Source organism: Streptomyces fildesensis (genome assembly GCF_016107395.1).
Classification (GTDB): Bacteria; Actinomycetota; Actinomycetes; order Streptomycetales; family Streptomycetaceae; genus Actinacidiphila; species Actinacidiphila fildesensis.
In genome coordinates this window covers 1-14,813 of the sequence record NZ_JAAIKO010000039.1, presented here as the reverse complement: position 1 = coordinate 14,813, position 14,813 = coordinate 1, and the positions used below count along the sequence as shown (strand labels likewise).

The window sequence follows — 14,813 nt, the reverse complement described above, 5'->3', positions numbered from 1 at the left end:
CTCGTTCCGACCCTTGTACGACTGCCTCGAACGCCGAAAGTCATCGCTGGGAGCCCCGCCGGCGGCTTGTCGCACCCGCACGTGGCACGTGGCACGCCGCACGTGGCTCAGCTGGCGAACCGGTTGACGTTGGTGACCTTGCAGGTGATCGTGCCGCTGACCTGGTCCGAGCCCGCCGCGGATGTCTGCACCTTCTGGCCGGAAGCCACGCTGGTGCTGCCGGTGATTCCCTCGGAGACGCGGGTGCCGTCCGGTTTGTCGAACTCCACGGTGACGACGTAGCTCGACCTCTTCGAGGAGTGGTTGGTGATCTCCAACCTGGCCGTGGGGAGGCCCACGGTGGAGTCCACGTCACAGGCCGTGATCCGGACGTCGTCGGCAGGCGGGTGGTCGCTGTTCGTCACTGAAGGGATATCGGTCTTGGAGCTGGTCCCGGCGAACACCAGGATCAGGACGACGACGAGCGCGATGACGGCGACGACCGCTCCCAGGCATCCGAAGACGCAGCCCCGCCCGAATCTGCTCTTGTTCTCCGGCGGGGCGGGCGGCCCGTAGTTGTGCGGCGGCTGCCCGGCGGGCGGCTGCTGCCAGCCCTGCCCTCCGGGAGGAGGGTTCCGATGCTGCCATCCGGCCCCTGAGGGAGGCCCGGGAGGCTCGGGAGGCCCCGTCTGGGCGCCTTTGGGGGAGCCCCACGGCTGCTCAGGCGGCGTGGGCTGCTGCGGCGGAGTCGGCTGATCGTCGCTCATACACCCACACTGCGGCCTCGGCCGAGCGCCAGCAGGAGGACTAGGCCGAACGGGGAACCGCCCGGGCCCGTCCCCGGAGGCTGCTACGCAGAGTCACCTCTCCCGTTCGGATGCAAACGGTGACTCAGAGTCTCCGACGGGGATTCGATGGAACAATCGCTACCGCAGGGCTCTGTCCGATGGCAGGGCCGAACGGATCCGTGGTGAGGGGCGGCGAACGTGAAGTTCCTTCTCGAAGTGAACATGGCTGACGGGCGGTTGGCGGAGGATGCCGCGAGCGAGCTGGGCCGCATCCTCCGGTACTGGGGCGGAAACCTGCACCATTACCCCCTGAGCCCCGGCGATGGTTCGGCCATCTACGACTCCGACTACGCGGAGGTCGGCCAGTGGCGCATTGTTGCGGCCCCTGAGGCCTGACCTCTCCGCCCCGTAACGGTTGCGCCGGGCCCTCCGCTGTTCGGCGAACGGCACCGAACGGAGCCGGCTGAAGAGCTGAAGAGAGGATCGATCATGTCCACTGCAGAGCCCCCGAGAAGCCCGGACGCCCCACAGATCGCGGACACGGAACGGCAGACCGGCGCAGGCAAGGTGCTCTGGCACTTCACGATGTCGTTGGACGGGTTCGTGGCGGGTCCGAACCACTCGATGGACTGGATGACCGGGACCTCGTTCCGCCCGGACCTCGTCGAGGAGTACGCCGGGACGACCGGCGCCGTGCTGGGAGGCCGCGACGGGTTCGATGCCTACCCCGACGTCAGCGGTATCTACGGCGGCGCGTGGCAGGGGCCGGTGTTCGTTCTCACGCACCACCCCGATGACGCGCAGCCCACCGATGGCGTGACGTTCCTGACCTGCGATGTGGCCGAGGCGGTCCGGATCGGGCTGAAGGCCGCCGACGGCAAGAACCTCGAGGTCTTCTCACCCACGATCGGCCGGCAACTCCTCGAACGCGGACTGATCGACGAGATCGACCTGCACGTCGCCCCGGTGCTGCTCGGCGACGGGATCCGGCTCTTCGACAACCCCGGCGGCGTCCCCGTCCGCCTCGAACTGCGCAACGGTGACGGTCCCTCGGCCGCGGTGAACGTGCGGTACCACCCGGTCGCGACCAGGTAGGCCGGAGCACCTGCCGCCACTGGCCAGTGGTGCCCCGACTAACCGCGCACGAGAGGCGGTTCGGCGGGCGCTCGCCGCCGCAGGCGCACGAAACCGTGGGCTCCGCAGCCCGCGTCCCGCATGGCCCAGCCGATGACTTCGGTGAGCCAGGCCAACACCTCGACCGACCACTCACGGACCGTGCAGCCGACGTGTCCGAGGAATTCCAGCGGAACGTACGAAGAGCCCCGGAATTCCACCACTGCGTTGTGGTGGGGCGCAGTTGCCGCTCCTTCGATGGAAAGCCGTTCGCTCGGGACCGACGAGTTTCCCGCCGGAGGGGAGTCTCCCTTGTGTGAGCCCACGCATCGTCGCCCCGCACGCTCTCGCGTAACCGGGGAAACCACGTTTCCCGCATGTCCCGCACCAGGAGGATCAGAATGAACCCGACGTCTCCCGTTCCCGCCACCGTTGCGACCCTCCGGGTCCCCGACGCCCACTTGCACTACGAGGTACGAGGCCAGGGTCCTCTGGTGGTGCTGGTCGGCGCGCCGATGGACGCCGGATCGTTCGCGCCGCTCGCGGAGCGGCTCGCGGCCGACCACACCGTACTGACCACCGACCCCCGGGGCATCAACCGCAGCCCGGTCGACGACCCCGACCAGGACTCGACCCCCGAGATGCGGGCCGACGACCTGTCCCGGCTCCTGGCCCACCTCGACGCCGGCCCGGCCACGGTCCTCGGCTCCAGCGGTGGCGCCGTCAGCGCCCTCGCCCTCGTCCAGGCGCACCCCGGACTCGTTCACACCGTCATCGCCCACGAGCCCCCGCTGAACGATCTGCTCGACGACCGCGAGCAGATCCATGAGCGGACCGAGGACATCGTCGCCACCCACCTGTCCGGAGACGTGACGGGTGCATGGAGGAAGTTCATGGCGCTGGCCGACATCAACCTGCCCGACGGCGTCTTCGAGCACATGTTCGGCGGGGAGTGGGAGCCGCAGCAGATCGCGGACGACCACTTCCAGTTCGCGCACATGCTGTGCCCGACCACCCGGTGGCGCCCGGACCTCGCCGCCCTGCGCTCGACGTCGGCACGTGTTCTCGTCGGCCTGGGCAAGGAGTCGGGTGGTCAGCTGTGCGAGCGCACCTCGATCGCGCTCGCCTCGGCGCTCGGCGGCGAGCCGACGATGTTCCCCGGTGGTCACATCGGGTTCGCCGAGGATCCCGACGGGTTCGCGATCCGGCTGCGCGAGGTGCTGAGCGGCGGCTGAGCGTCTTCACGGCGGACTCCTGCACCATGGAGTGTGTGACCGACGTGCGAACCGCCCATACCGCGGAGCTCGACGCCGCTGATCTCAGGGCGGCCCGGGCCCTGCTCGAAGAGGTCTTCGACGACGGCCTGACGGACCACGACTGGGAGCACGTGCTGGGCGGGGTCCACGTCCTGGTGTGGGAGGGAGCCGAGCTCATCGGGCACGGTTCCCTCGTCCAGCGCCGGCTGCTGCACGGCGGTCGGGCGCTGCGCGCCGGCTACGTCGAGGGAGTCGGCGTGCGCGCGGACCGCCGTGGGCGCGGGCATGGCGCGACCGTCATGCAGGGCCTGGAGCGCGTGGCGCGTCGCGCCTACGATCTGGGCGCGCTGGGCGCCACCGACGAGGCGGCGGCCTTCTACGTGGCGCGCGGCTGGAAGCGATGGCAGGGGCCGACCTCGGCGCTGACGCCCGGCGGGATCGTGCCCACGCCGGCGGAGGACGGCTGCGTCCACGTCCTTCCGCTGACGGTCCCGCTGGAGCTGTCGCGGGAACTCACCTGCGACTGGCGCGACGGCGATGTCTGGTAGCTCTGACGTCATGCGGGTTCTCTGACTAAAGTCAGAGAATGGATGGGGAGCAGATCGACCAGGTGCGGCGGTTCAACCGCACCGTCACCGAGCGCGTGGGCGTGCTCCACGACCGCTATCTGGGCCGCGACCGGCCCATCGGCGAGGCCCGGCTCCTCTGGGAGATCGGTGAGCAGGGGCAGGACGTCCGGCGGCTGCGGGAGCGCCTCGGGCTCGACTCCGGCTATGTCAGCCGGCTGCTGCGCTCGCTGGAGACCGACGGCCTGGTGACGGTGGAGCCGCAGCCGCACGACAGGCGGGTGCGCACCGTCCGGCTCACCGACGCGGGCCGCGAGGAGCACGCCCTGCTCGATTCCCGCAGCGACGAGCTGGCCGGCTCCCTGCTGGAGCCGCTCAACAGCACCCAGCGGGCCCGGCTGGTCGCCGCCATGACCGAGGTCGACCGGCTGCTGACCGCCGCAACGGTCACGCTGACCGTCATCGACCCGGATCACCCCGACGCGCAGCACTGCCTGCGGTCCTACTTCACCGAATTGCAGGAGCGCTTCGAAACGGGCTTCGACCCGGCACGCAGCCTGCTGCCCGACGCGGGTGAACTCCAGTCACCGTACGGCCTGTTCCTGGTCGCCCGGCTGCACGGCGACCCCGTCGGCTGCGCCGGCCTGAAACTGCCGCCCGGCGCCCCCGCCGAGATCAAACGCATGTGGGTGGCCCCCCAAGCCCGCCGACTCGGCCTCGGCCGCCGATTCCTGACCGAACTGGAGGCCCGAGCCACCGAGCACGGCCGCGACGCCCTGCGCCTGGACACCAACAAGGCACTCAGCGCCGCGATCGCCCTGTACCACTCCTGCGGCTTCGAAGAGGTCGCCCCCTTCAACGACGAGCCCTACGCCGACCACTGGTTCGAGAAGCGGATCACCGCGGCGCCGTCGGAGTGAGAACCGGCGGACGAATGGCGCGCAGCCCTGGGCCGGGGCTGAGAGCGCGGCTGCAGGGACCGGACGGCGCCGTCGGCGGGTTCTGGCGTCATGCCCGCTCTCCCTTCGCGGGAGCAGGATGGTCGTCGTGCCGCGGCGCCGTAGGGGCGAGTACGGGAGTGGGGTCGGCTGGGGTGTGGCAGATGTAGGAATCGGTGTCGAAGCGGCTCAGTTGGCGGGTGAGTCGTCCGGTGGACCATGGCCAGGCGAAGGTGTTCCGTCCGCTGGGGCTGAAGTAGTAGCTGGTGCAGCCGCCGGAGTTGTACACGGTGGTCTGCAAGGCCTCTTGCACCGCTGTGTTGTGTGCGGCCTGCGCGGCCGGCCGGACCTCCAGGACTCGGTGGCCGTTTTGGTCGAGGTGGGCCAGGGCGGCGGTGAGGTACGTCAGCTGGGCTTCCAGGACGGTGATCGCGGAGGTGGAGCCGCCGAGCAGGTTCGGGCCCAGAAGCAGGAAGAGATTGGGGAAGCCGCTGACGGTGGTGCCCAGATGCGCTTGTGGTTCGCCGTCCCAGGTCTCGTGCAGAGTCCGGCCGCCCGTGCCGTACAGGCTCCGGGCCAGCGGCAGTTCACCGATGCGGAAGCCCGTCGCCGTGATGAGAACGTCGGCCTTGGTCACGGTGCCGTCGGCGCCGACGATCTCGTCCCCGCGTACGGCCGTCACAGCGGTGGGATGCAGGCGGACATGCGGCTCGGCCAGGGCGCGGTAGAAAGTGCTGGAGGTCAGAAGACGCTTGCAGCCCAGCCGGTAGTCCGGGGTGAGCGACTGGCGCAGGCTCTGGTCACGGACCGCGAGCCGCAGATGCGCGCGGGCTCCCGACTCGATGAGGCGGGCGATCGGTGGGTGACGGAAGGCATAGCCGAAGCCTTCCTGTAGTGCGTACTGCCCGGCGCGCAAGGTGGCACGGGCACCGGGTAGGCGGTTCAGCAACCTGTTGAACACCGCGGGTACCGGAAGGTCTGGCTTGGGCAGCACCCACTGCGCGGTCCGCTGGAAGAGGTGCACGGTCGCCGCCCGGCCCGCGATGGCCGGGACGACCTGGACCGCGGAGGCACCACTCCCGACCACGGCCACACGCCGCCCGGTCAGGTCGACGCCGTGGTCCCACTGGGCGGTATGGAGCACGGGCCCTGTGAAGTCCTCGATCCCGGGGACGTCCAGGTGACGTGGTACGTGCCACGGTCCGGTGGCCAGGACCAGTACCGCCGCGCTGTAGGGCCCGTCGCTCGTCTCCAGTAGCCAGCGCCCAGCCGCCGCATCCCACCGGGCGCCCCGCACATGCACCCCGCAGCGCAGGGCATCGCCGAGCCCGTACCGCTCGGCCGTCGTCCGTAAGTAGGCGTGGATCTCCGGCTGCCCGGCGAAGACCCTGCTCCACGCGGTATCCGGGGTGAACGAGTAGCTGTAGAGCGTCGAGGGCACATCACAGGCGCAACCCGGATAGGTGTTCTCCCGCCATGTGCCGCCGAGTTGCGACGCCTTCTCCAGAATGACCACATCGCGGAACCCGGCCTCGCGCAGCCGGATGGCGGCCCCGATACCGGAGAACCCCGCTCCGACGACCACGACGCGTACGTCCTTGGCAGGTCGCGTGGCCTGCGCCGGGATCACAGTCCTGGTCCGGTCAAGCGGAAAGCGGACGGGATTCGGTCTGTTGTATTCATCGTGGTCAAAGGCGGACCTCGTGCATCTGGGCCTTCCTTCCGTCGTTTCCGACATCTACCGGCGAGCTTCGTCGTGATCAGCCCAACCATGATCCCGAAGCGCGCGCCCGGCTGCTCTCGGAAGCCGACGACGTCACTCGTCCGTGGCACGGGGTGCTCGCGCGCGCAGTCCTGGGACTTCCCGGCTCCGCGGGCCGTCGGAACCGGACGTAGTTGAGGAGAGTCCGGACCAGTGAGCCCAGGGGCCCACGAACCCGTATTCCACCGGTTGAGCAGGATGTGCACATGACGGACGGCAAACACTGGCTGACCAGGCGGGCAAAGGGCAGCGTGGCGTCGAAATCGCAGACCGTGGGGCCCGGGTGGTGGCGATGGGACAAGGATGCCAAGGGCCGGTCCTCCTGGGCGCGTGGACGGGTTCTCGCAGCGCTTGCCGTGCTGGTCTCCGGGCTGATGGCCTTCCATGCCGCCGTCCCCAACACCATCGGCCACCTGGGAAGTCTGTTGGAGGCGTTCCTGCCCTGGCTCGGCCTGGCCGTCCCGATACTGCTTCTCCTGGCCCTGCTGCGCCGCTCCGCGACCGCGCTGGTGGCCCTGTCGCTCCCCATTGCCGTCTGGGCACAGCTGTTCGGCGGGCCGTTCCTTCCCGGGGTGCGCGGCGCACACGACATGACGGTGCTCCAGCACAACGTCAGCGACGAGAACGCCGATCCGGCCGGCACCGCGAAAGCTCTGACGGACGCCCGGCCGGAACTCATCGCCCTGGAAGAGCTGACACCCGCCGCGCTGCCGCGCTACGAGAGCGCACTGGCATCCGCATACGCCTATCACGCAGTCCAAGGCAGCGTCGGTCTCTGGTCGAAGTACCCGCTGACGGACGTGCGCGTGTTGGACATCAAACCGAAGGGGATCGACGCGAGCTGGAGCCGGGGGCTGCGGTCCAGCGTGCGGACGCCGTGGGGCGAGATCGCGGTCTACGTCGCCCATCTGCCGTCGGTCCGCGTCCGGCTGAACGGCTTCGATTCCGCCTATCGGGACGAAAGCGCCGAGCTGCTGGGCGTGGCCCTCGCCGCCGAGAAGCTGAACACGGTGATCCTGCTGGGTGACCTCAACGCAACGGTGGACGATCGCGGGTTGGCCCCACTCACGGCGCACATGAATCTGCCGCCCCGGGACTTCGCCTTCAGCTGGCCTGCTGCCTTCCCCGTTTCCCGGATCGACCAGATCATGACCCGCTCGGCGACCGTCACCGACGTCCGTACCCTGCCCGCCACGGGCAGCGACCATCTCCCAATCACCGCCGGCATTAAGCTCGCCCCCTGATCGCCGAGCATGCCCGTTCGCGGCACTTGCTCTCCCGCCTGTCCGTCTGCTGAGGAGTAGCTTCCGTGGCCGTCGTCCCCGCTCGCCGTCTGGCCCTCCTCGGGGGCGGCTTCTCCACCGACGACGACGGGCTGTTGGACGACTGGGTGCTGAGCCACGCGCGTACCCCTCGGCCACAGGTGTGCTTCGTCCCCACGGCCAGCGGGGACGCCTCCGCCTACATCGAGCGCTTTCTCGACGCGTTCCGGTCACGCTCGTGCGAACCCTCCGTCCTGCCGTTGTTCCAGCGTGAGCTCGACGACGACGCTCTGCGAACCTTCCTGCTCGCTCAAGACGTCGTGTACGTCGGCGGCGGCAACACCGCGAATCTCCTGGCGGTCTGGCGCGCACACGGGGTGGACCGGCTGCTGCGTGAGGCCTACGGCCGCGGGACGCTTCTGTGCGGTATCAGCGCCGGCGCCAACTGCTGGGCCGAGGGCTCGCACACCGACTCCTTCGGGCCCCTGACGTTCCTGCCGGACGGGTTGGGCCTGCTGCCCGGCTCGGTATGCCCGCACTATGACAGCGAACCGGGCCGCCGTCCCTCCTACCGTGCAGCCGTGGCAGTCGGCGCGCTGCCTGCCGGGTGGGCGCTGGAGGACGGCGTGGGTGCTCTCTTCACCGACGGTCTCCTGACAGAGGTGGTGACCCGGACTGCGGGGGCCAACCTGTACCGGGTAGAGCCCGACGGGGAAGACGGAGCCGGCGAGCGGGCACTGGATTGCCGACTGCTCGGCTGAAGTGGCGCGTCAAAGGGCTCTGTTGAAGAGCTGAAGCCCGGACAAAAGCGCTGGTCAGGTCACGCCGGAGCGCGCTACGGTCGGGTCGCCACCGTGTCGCCGACCCTCGGTGTGCCGCTGCGAGGAGACGCCCCGATGACTGCCGAAGCCGATGCCGACGCCCAAACCATCACGCGATCTGCGGCGGCGCTGCTCCTGCTCAACGAGCTGCACTACCCCTTGGCGCATCGCGGTGCCGAACTGATCCGAGTCCTGCACGAGTTGGCCGACAGCGCCGAGTTCCGTGCGACGGGACCACACTGGTGGAGTGCCTTCGACGAGCACGCACGCCATGTCCGTCGGTCGCTGCTGGGCGCCACCGCGCTGGCATCCACGGCTCCGTCCACGGGCTCGACGGCGCCGGATAGTCAGGAGCTGTCTCCGGCCTGGGACTGGGCGCTGGCGGTCTGCGCCGCCGACGGTCGCACCCGCCAGCGTGCCCTCGCCCAGGAAACTCTCCCGCTCGGGGCGCGCGCTCTGATCCCACTGCTGGTGTTGCGCTGCTCGGACTGGGCCGCGCCGGTGCGGGTCGCCGCCCAGGCGGCGCTCACCGACGTGCTGGCGAGCTCCGGGCCTGCTGAGCTCGTTCAAGCGGCGGTCATGGCGTGGTCGTGCGAGGGGCGTCAGCGAGGTGAGGACGCCGTTCGTATCGTGGCCGCCTGCCTTGCCGGCGCGGCCCCGGAGGTGTGGAGTGGACTGCTCACGGATCCCGATCACCGGGTTCGTCGGCGCGCCCTGAGCGCGGCGGTCGACCTCGACCGGTGCGAGACGGCGCAGCTGCTGGCGCTTGCCGGCTCCGACCCAGATGCCGTCGTGGCCCGGCACGCGGCCGAACAACTCCTCCGCTCTTTCGTCCCGCCCGGGCCCGATACGCCGGCCACCGCGCAGGCAGAGACCGTGCTTCGCCGATTGCTCGCCTCCCGGGTGTCGGCGGTGCGGGCCGTCGCCGTCACCGTGCTGCGCCGGGCCCAGCGCCCCGACCTGGCCGAACCGTTCACCGCGGACCGCTCCAGGCAGGTGCGTGAGATCGCGCGCTGGGTTCTGCGCAGCCACGGCCAGGACCCCGCGCCTGCCTGCCGTGCCCGCCTTGCCCGCCCGGCCGGTGAGATCACGCCCGGCGCTATCGCCGGCCTGGCGGAATGCGGTGACGTCACCGGCCCCCAGGCCGCCGATCTCTTGCGCCCGCAGCTGACCCATCAGTGCCCGGGCGTACGCGCGGCCGTTCTCCGCGTGCTCGGCACGATGCGGCCCCCCGCGGTCACCGCCGCGGAACTCCTCGCCGTCATGGACCGCGACCCTGCCGCCCGAGTCCAGCGGACCGCCGCCACCCTGTTGGAGGCGGCGGCCGCCACCGTCCCCCGGCAGCGTCTCAACGACCTGCTCGCCCCTGGGCGCCCGGCCCCGCTCCGGGCTCAGGCAGCCCGGATCATCCGGGCCGCAGGCACCTGGGACCGGCTGGAATTGAACCTGCGGCTGCTCCACGACGCCGACCCCGCCCTGGCTGCCGCAGCACACCGCGACGTCCGAGCCTGGGCCACCTCGGCCGCAGCAGCCCACAGCCGGCCCACGGACGAGCAGCGACAGAGCCTTCTCGGCCTGCTGCACGACGCGGCCACCTCCGGCGACGACGAGGACGTCAGGATCATCCGCTTCCTTCTCACCGGTACGGGACGGCCGTAGCGGCAGCATCCGGCTGACGGGGAAGCCCCGGCAGCCACCGCAGGATGCCCAGCCGGTTCTCGGGACCAACCGTCCAGTCGATCGCGGCGCGCTCTCGTTCCGAGAGTCCCGGGCGGGCGGAGACGGCGACTCGCACATCGAGGTCTTCGTGTGTGGCGAGCCGCGCAATGAGATCGCCGGAAACCCGGTGGTGTCGTCCGCTGGAGTCAGTACTGATCCCGCCTGGCGCAGTCGCAGTCGCAGGCCGGCGGGAGTTGAACGTATCCCTGAGGGCGGTTGGGCCGCAGGTCTGTCGCTGCGCGCTGTCGTGCGCGAACAATCTCCCCTGACAGGGCGAGCGCGGAGGCGAGGACGCCGAGGAGGCCGTCTACGGTGAGGAGGATCAGGTCCATGGGAGGGATCCGTTCTCCGGGACCCCCTGGCGCTGAGGCGCCGGCCCGGATTCGACGGTCCGCGTCGTCGGCCCCCCGGGGTGTTCCCTCGTTCCCCATGATGACGACCCCCGCCGATTTACGCCAGGCCCTCCCCCTTCGAAAGCCCAGCAACAGCAACTCGCCCTTAAGGCAGGGCAAGCCGCATTGCTGCGAGCGATCGGTGCACAGTGGGTTGGTCTGCGGGGGAGTGCCAGGCTTTGGCGGAGTCGACCGGTGGACGGTTGGCCATCCGGCGCGAGGGAGCCGCGCGGGTCACAGCATCTCGAGGGGCTGTTCGCGCGCTGGGGGCGGGAAGGCCTTGTCGAGGGTGCGGAGGTCGTCGTCCGTCAGGTGGAGGTCGAGGGACGCGTGGTTCTCCTCGACGTGGGCGGCGGTGGAGGCCTTGGGGATGGCGATGACGTCGTCCTCGCGCAGCACCCAGGCCAGCGCCACCTGGACCGGGGACTTTCCATGGGCGGCGGCGACGGTTTGCAGGGCCTTGTGGCCCAGTAGACGGCCCTGTTCCACGGGGGAGTAGGCGATGATCGGGATGGAGCGTTCCCGGCAGTAGGGGAACAGATCGAACTCCGGGCCGCGCCGGGAGAGGTTGTAGAGCACCTGATCGGTCTGCGGCAGGGCGCCGTCGGGCAGCTCCGTGAGGTCGTCGACGTCCAGGTTGCTCACACCCCAGGCGCCGATGCTGCCTTCCAAGACCAGTGATTCCAGGGCTTCGACGGTCTCGTGGAGCGGGATGCCGCCCCGCCAGTGCAGCAGGTAGAGATCGATTCTGTCCGTCCCCAGACGGCGCAGGCTCGCATGGCAGGCGTCGACCGTGCCCTTTCTGTCGGCATGGGACGGCAACACCTTGCTGACGAGGAAGGCCTCGTCCCTTCGGCCGCGAATCGCCTCGCCGACCAATTCCTCGGCGGCGCCGCTTCCGTACATCTCCGCCGTGTCGATCACCGTCAGCCCGAGGTCGAGGCCCCGCCGGAGGGCGGCGATCTCCTCGGCACGCCGTGCGGGATCGTCCCCCATGCGCCACGTGCCCTGCCCGAGGGCGGGCACCCGGACGCCGGAGGGAAACGTCACGGTCCGAGCCTGTGCCATCGTCTGCTCCTTGTCGGCCACGAAGGCCTGTCGCCAGCGGGTGATCATCATGATCGCAGTCCGTTGCGCGACGTACGTTCCTGTCGGTCCGGGGAGAACACCCGGGCGGCTGTAGCGCTCGGCGGCTGCTTCGTCCCGTACGGCTGCTTCGTCCCGTACGGCGGCCGCTCCCCGTGTGGCCAGGCGCGACGCAGGCAACCCCGCCGCCCGTCCGGTGCGGTGGCGCGGCGTCACGCAATGGAGAAAACTCAAGTCCTGCGAGCGGGAAACAGCCCGGTCCAATGAGCAAGGCGTGACGGAGGGTGTCCGATGTCGAAACCGCCGCTTCCCGACGATGCAGTCGCGATGTTGACGAAGGCCAATTCGGCCGTCGTCACGACTCTGCGGTCGGACGGCCAGCCCGTGTCCACGGCCACCTGGTAGCTCTGGTACGACGGCCGGGTACTGGTCAACATGGATGAGGCCGCAAACGGCTGGAGCATGTGCGCAACGATCCGCGGGTGACGATCACCGTGCTCGACGAGAGCAACTGGTACACCCACATCAGCATCATCGGCCGCGTCGCCGAACTGCGCGAGGACAAGGACCTGGTCGACATCGACCGGTTGTCCCAGCAGTACCTCGGCAAGCCCTACCCCCGGCGGGACCGCCGCCGATTCAGCGCATGGATCGAGATCGACCGCTGGCACGGGTGGGGCACCTTGAAGGACACCGGCCAGATCGGCTGATGCCCGGCCGCGGGCCTGGAGATCTGCCATCGGAACGGCCGCGCGTGCCGACCCTATCAGGCCCGCGCGGCGGAGGCGGCGCCCGAGGCGTCGGGTTCTGCCGCGGCGCGCAGCTGGTCCAGGTCCAGGGTGCCGTCCGTGGCCTCGGCGTCCGCGGGCAGGGTCAGGGCCTCCGTGACATCGGCCGGCAGGGGTGTGAGACCGAGGAGACCGGTGACCAGGGTGGTCGCCAGGCGGTGCCATGACGGGGCGCGTCGCAGCATCGCGTGGTCGCTGTCCCGGATCGTGATGAAGCAGGTGCGGGCTCCTGCCTGGCGGGCCCGGGTGGTGAGGGACCGGGTGGCCTGGGGGCTGGTTATCCGGTCACGGCTGCTGTGGATCAGGACCGTGTCGCGGCCCGCGAGCTGGGTGAATGGATCGCCTGGCGGGCACCACGGGGCGAGGCCGACCACTCCGGTGACCAGGGGATGACCGGCGGCGCGGAGGGCGGCGCGGCCGCCCATGGAGTGGCCCAGGAGCACCACCGGGATCCCTCCGGTCTCGTCCTGGAGGGCGTCGAGGGCGCGCACGGCATCGTGGAGGGGGTCCTCGCGGGCGCCGTTCCAGCCACGGTGGGTGTACGGCGTGCTGCGGATCAGTACCGGTCCTCCGTTGTCGCCGCCCGGATCGCGGGTGGCCCGTGCGAGGTGCCGGACGAACGGGCGCATCCGTACGGCGGGCAGATTGAGCAGGCCGGGCGGGGGTGGCTTGAGCCCCGTTTCGCGACCGCCGTGCAGGATGAGGACCGCTGCCGACGGCGGTGCTGGTGCCACATGAACCTCCTGATCGGGGCGCGGGACGGATACCCCCGCACTCCCTATTCGGATCTGACCGGCCTGCGGATGGGTCCGGTCCGTGCGGGCGGCGGCACGCCCGAGCAGCTGCCCGCACCTGGCCACGATACTTCGGCGAGGTGACTCACCCGTTCGGATCATGCGGGGAGCCGCAACCGCAGCCGCAACTGTCGGGTCGTGGCGGGCTCGGAACCGGAACCGCTCCCGCCGGCGAGGGAACAGGCGGGAGCGGTGTGTGCGCCCCCCTTTGTCGCTCAGCACGGGGACGGCACGGCCTTCCGGAGGGAAGGTCCGACGCCAAAGGCGTCCGGTCTCCCATTTGGCGGTCATCGGCGCCGCCCGCGCAGGCGGATGAGGGAAGTTCGCCTGGAAGAGTGCTCAACTCGGCATCATGTCCTGCTGCCTTGGAGGCGAGCGGTGGTGAGCGGCCTGGGGATCCCCGGTCATTGTTCCCTGATCCCATGATCACATGGCGTAGCGGGTGGTCTTCCCACCATGCTGGCGTCCCGGCTCCTCGACGGCGCGTCAGCACCGCCGCGAAGAGGCCTTCCGGATGCCCCTCGTCGTCGGAATGGGAAAGGTCTCGATGTCCAGTAAGCAGGTGTTGACCGTCATCGTGTTGGTGTCGGTCTTCTCATGGAGTGCGGTCATGGCCGCGCTCGGGCAGCTGACCGCGGTGGCCGCGTTAGTGCCCTCGCTCGCGTTGCTGGTGCAGCAGGTCGTCCATGCGTCCGCCTGCGGGAAGCCCGAATCCACCGCCGCGGGGGCCGGGCCCGTCGCGGGGCCGGACGAAGGTGCCGCCCGGTGAGCCCCCATGCGATTCCGCCCGAGCAGACCGAGGGGGAGCCTCCCATCCGGCGGGGCCGGAAGCCGGAACCGATCACCGACCAGGCCGGCACCTCCCACCGCGCCTGGCTCGAGCCGGTGCGTACCCGGCTCTTCACCAGCGGCTTGACGCTCGACGACCTGGTGGAGCGCTCGGGGTACTCCAAGACGCGGATCTCGGAACTGCTGCGCGGCGCCGGCCGGTACCCGCGGTGGGAGATCACCTACAGCGTGATCCGGGTGCTGGGCATACCGGCCCGTCCGATGCGGCGCCTGTGGGTCGCGGCGGCGCGCGAGGCGCAGAAGAAGAAGGACTGGATAGACGGCTGCATAGCGGAGGTCCCGCCGTCCAAACGGCCCGACGTCCGGCCGCTGGACCACCAGGGCTTCACCGACACCCACCAGGCCCCCTACACCTCCTACGCCAAGGCGCTCCTGCTCACCGACGAGCGGGCCGCCTGTGTGGTCCTGGAGACCTTCGACATCCTGTGGCTGTGCTGGGACGAGGCACTGGGGAGCTCGAACGTCCAGCGGTTCGCCTGGAGGCTCCTGCGGGCCCGGGTCATGGCGCGCACCCCGCACATCGACAACCACCCGCTGCTGGCCGCCGCCGCCTTCGCCACCGTCGCCCAGGACCGGGCCGTGGACCCCACGGCCCGCTTCGCCCAGGTCGGTGAGTCGCTGATGCTGTTCGACGCGGTCAGCCGCCTGCCGGACAACCAGATGGACGTAACGATCCTGCGCTACCTGTGCGGCATGGACA

At 70.2% G+C, this 14,813-nt stretch carries 15 protein-coding genes and 1 pseudogene; 11 read left to right on the top strand and 5 right to left on the bottom strand.

Annotation, left to right across the window (positions count from 1 at the left end):
• Nucleotides 1-107 precede the first annotated feature (107 nt).
• A complete protein-coding gene (locus tag C6N31_RS33160; RefSeq protein ID WP_138355414.1) occupies nt 108-746 on the bottom strand; it encodes a hypothetical protein in 639 nt (212 codons plus the stop codon).
• Between the two features lie 219 nt (nt 747-965).
• Between C6N31_RS33160 and C6N31_RS33155 the strand changes: the two genes are divergently transcribed.
• Nucleotides 966-1,163: a hypothetical protein gene (locus C6N31_RS33155; RefSeq protein ID WP_138355415.1), complete on the top strand. Its 198-nt coding sequence runs from the start codon at nt 966-968 to the stop codon at nt 1,161-1,163.
• Nucleotides 1,164-1,256: 93 nt separating this feature from the next.
• Complete coding sequence (locus C6N31_RS33150; RefSeq protein WP_138355416.1) at nt 1,257-1,862, top strand: dihydrofolate reductase family protein; 606 nt, start codon at nt 1,257-1,259, stop codon at nt 1,860-1,862.
• Between the two features lie 38 nt (nt 1,863-1,900).
• Here the strand turns inward: C6N31_RS33150 and C6N31_RS33145 are convergent, their stop codons facing one another.
• Nucleotides 1,901-2,104 (bottom strand): hypothetical protein, encoded by a 204-nt coding sequence (locus C6N31_RS33145; RefSeq protein WP_138355417.1) that lies wholly within the window; start codon nt 2,102-2,104, stop codon nt 1,901-1,903.
• 177 nt (nt 2,105-2,281) lie between these two features.
• Between C6N31_RS33145 and C6N31_RS33140 the strand changes: the two genes are divergently transcribed.
• The 3 genes from C6N31_RS33140 to C6N31_RS33130 are packed head-to-tail and all read left to right on the top strand — an operon-like array spanning nt 2,282 to nt 4,622.
• The gene (locus C6N31_RS33140; RefSeq protein WP_138355418.1) at nt 2,282-3,115 is read left to right on the top strand and encodes an alpha/beta fold hydrolase; all 834 of its coding nucleotides are present in this window, start codon (nt 2,282-2,284) and stop codon (nt 3,113-3,115) included.
• Between the two features lie 26 nt (nt 3,116-3,141).
• Nucleotides 3,142-3,684, top strand: coding sequence for a GNAT family N-acetyltransferase (locus C6N31_RS33135; RefSeq protein ID WP_187145172.1), 543 nt, complete (start codon nt 3,142-3,144; stop codon nt 3,682-3,684).
• 38 nt (nt 3,685-3,722) lie between these two features.
• Nucleotides 3,723-4,622, top strand: a complete 900-nt coding sequence (locus C6N31_RS33130; protein ID WP_138355420.1) for a bifunctional helix-turn-helix transcriptional regulator/GNAT family N-acetyltransferase — start codon at nt 3,723-3,725, stop codon at nt 4,620-4,622.
• An 88-nt stretch (nt 4,623-4,710) separates the two neighbouring features.
• Here the strand turns inward: C6N31_RS33130 and C6N31_RS33125 are convergent, their stop codons facing one another.
• Nucleotides 4,711-6,270: a flavin-containing monooxygenase gene (locus C6N31_RS33125; protein WP_244809690.1), complete on the bottom strand. Its 1,560-nt coding sequence runs from the start codon at nt 6,268-6,270 to the stop codon at nt 4,711-4,713.
• Nucleotides 6,271-6,776: 506 nt separating this feature from the next.
• On the opposite strand from C6N31_RS33125, the gene C6N31_RS33120 reads away from it, so the two are divergent.
• The 3 genes from C6N31_RS33120 to C6N31_RS33110 all read left to right on the top strand — a co-directional run bounded on the left by C6N31_RS33120 (nt 6,777) and on the right by C6N31_RS33110 (nt 10,144).
• Nucleotides 6,777-7,646, top strand: a complete 870-nt coding sequence (locus C6N31_RS33120) for an endonuclease/exonuclease/phosphatase family protein (RefSeq protein ID WP_232485973.1) — start codon at nt 6,777-6,779, stop codon at nt 7,644-7,646.
• A gap of 65 nt (nt 7,647-7,711) precedes the next feature.
• A complete protein-coding gene (locus C6N31_RS33115; RefSeq protein ID WP_138355423.1) occupies nt 7,712-8,425 on the top strand; it encodes a Type 1 glutamine amidotransferase-like domain-containing protein in 714 nt (237 codons plus the stop codon).
• Nucleotides 8,426-8,560: 135 nt separating this feature from the next.
• Nucleotides 8,561-10,144: a HEAT repeat domain-containing protein gene (locus C6N31_RS33110; RefSeq protein WP_198358884.1), complete on the top strand. Its 1,584-nt coding sequence runs from the start codon at nt 8,561-8,563 to the stop codon at nt 10,142-10,144.
• Between the two features lie 686 nt (nt 10,145-10,830).
• On the opposite strand, the gene C6N31_RS33105 is transcribed toward C6N31_RS33110, so the two are convergent.
• Nucleotides 10,831-11,664, bottom strand: a complete 834-nt coding sequence (locus C6N31_RS33105) for an aldo/keto reductase (RefSeq protein ID WP_198358917.1) — start codon at nt 11,662-11,664, stop codon at nt 10,831-10,833.
• A 309-nt stretch (nt 11,665-11,973) separates the two neighbouring features.
• Between C6N31_RS33105 and C6N31_RS33100 the strand changes: the two are divergent.
• A pseudogene (locus tag C6N31_RS33100) lies at nt 11,974-12,392 on the top strand (PPOX class F420-dependent oxidoreductase).
• Between the two features lie 56 nt (nt 12,393-12,448).
• Here C6N31_RS33100 and C6N31_RS33095 read toward each other — a convergent pair.
• Entirely contained in the window at nt 12,449-13,204 is a 756-nt protein-coding gene (locus tag C6N31_RS33095; RefSeq protein ID WP_198358883.1) for an alpha/beta hydrolase, read from the bottom strand.
• A 607-nt stretch (nt 13,205-13,811) separates the two neighbouring features.
• On the opposite strand from C6N31_RS33095, the gene C6N31_RS33090 reads away from it, so the two are divergent.
• Nucleotides 13,812-14,033: a hypothetical protein gene (locus C6N31_RS33090; RefSeq protein WP_138355428.1), complete on the top strand. Its 222-nt coding sequence runs from the start codon at nt 13,812-13,814 to the stop codon at nt 14,031-14,033.
• A partial coding sequence (locus C6N31_RS33085) for an XRE family transcriptional regulator (RefSeq protein ID WP_198358882.1) occupies nt 14,030-14,813 on the top strand: 784 nt, incomplete at its 3' end. The genes C6N31_RS33090 and C6N31_RS33085, both read left to right, overlap by 4 nt.

What these genes read in the sequence shown, in the direction of transcription:
- C6N31_RS33160 (WP_138355414.1), bottom strand. Translation starts at nt 746, where the DNA reads ATGAGCGACGATCAGCCGACTCCGCCGCAGCAGCCCACGCCGCCTGAG.
- C6N31_RS33150 (WP_138355416.1), top strand. Translation starts at nt 1,257, where the DNA reads ATGTCCACTGCAGAGCCCCCGAGAAGCCCGGACGCCCCACAGATCGCG.
- C6N31_RS33140 (WP_138355418.1), top strand. Translation starts at nt 2,282, where the DNA reads ATGAACCCGACGTCTCCCGTTCCCGCCACCGTTGCGACCCTCCGGGTC.
- C6N31_RS33135 (WP_187145172.1), top strand. Translation starts at nt 3,142, where the DNA reads ATGGAGTGTGTGACCGACGTGCGAACCGCCCATACCGCGGAGCTCGAC.
- C6N31_RS33130 (WP_138355420.1), top strand. Translation starts at nt 3,723, where the DNA reads ATGGATGGGGAGCAGATCGACCAGGTGCGGCGGTTCAACCGCACCGTC.
- C6N31_RS33120 (WP_232485973.1), top strand. Translation starts at nt 6,777, where the DNA reads ATGGCCTTCCATGCCGCCGTCCCCAACACCATCGGCCACCTGGGAAGT.
- C6N31_RS33110 (WP_198358884.1), top strand. Translation starts at nt 8,561, where the DNA reads ATGACTGCCGAAGCCGATGCCGACGCCCAAACCATCACGCGATCTGCG.
- C6N31_RS33105 (WP_198358917.1), bottom strand. Translation starts at nt 11,664, where the DNA reads ATGGCACAGGCTCGGACCGTGACGTTTCCCTCCGGCGTCCGGGTGCCC.
- C6N31_RS33090 (WP_138355428.1), top strand. Translation starts at nt 13,812, where the DNA reads ATGTCCAGTAAGCAGGTGTTGACCGTCATCGTGTTGGTGTCGGTCTTC.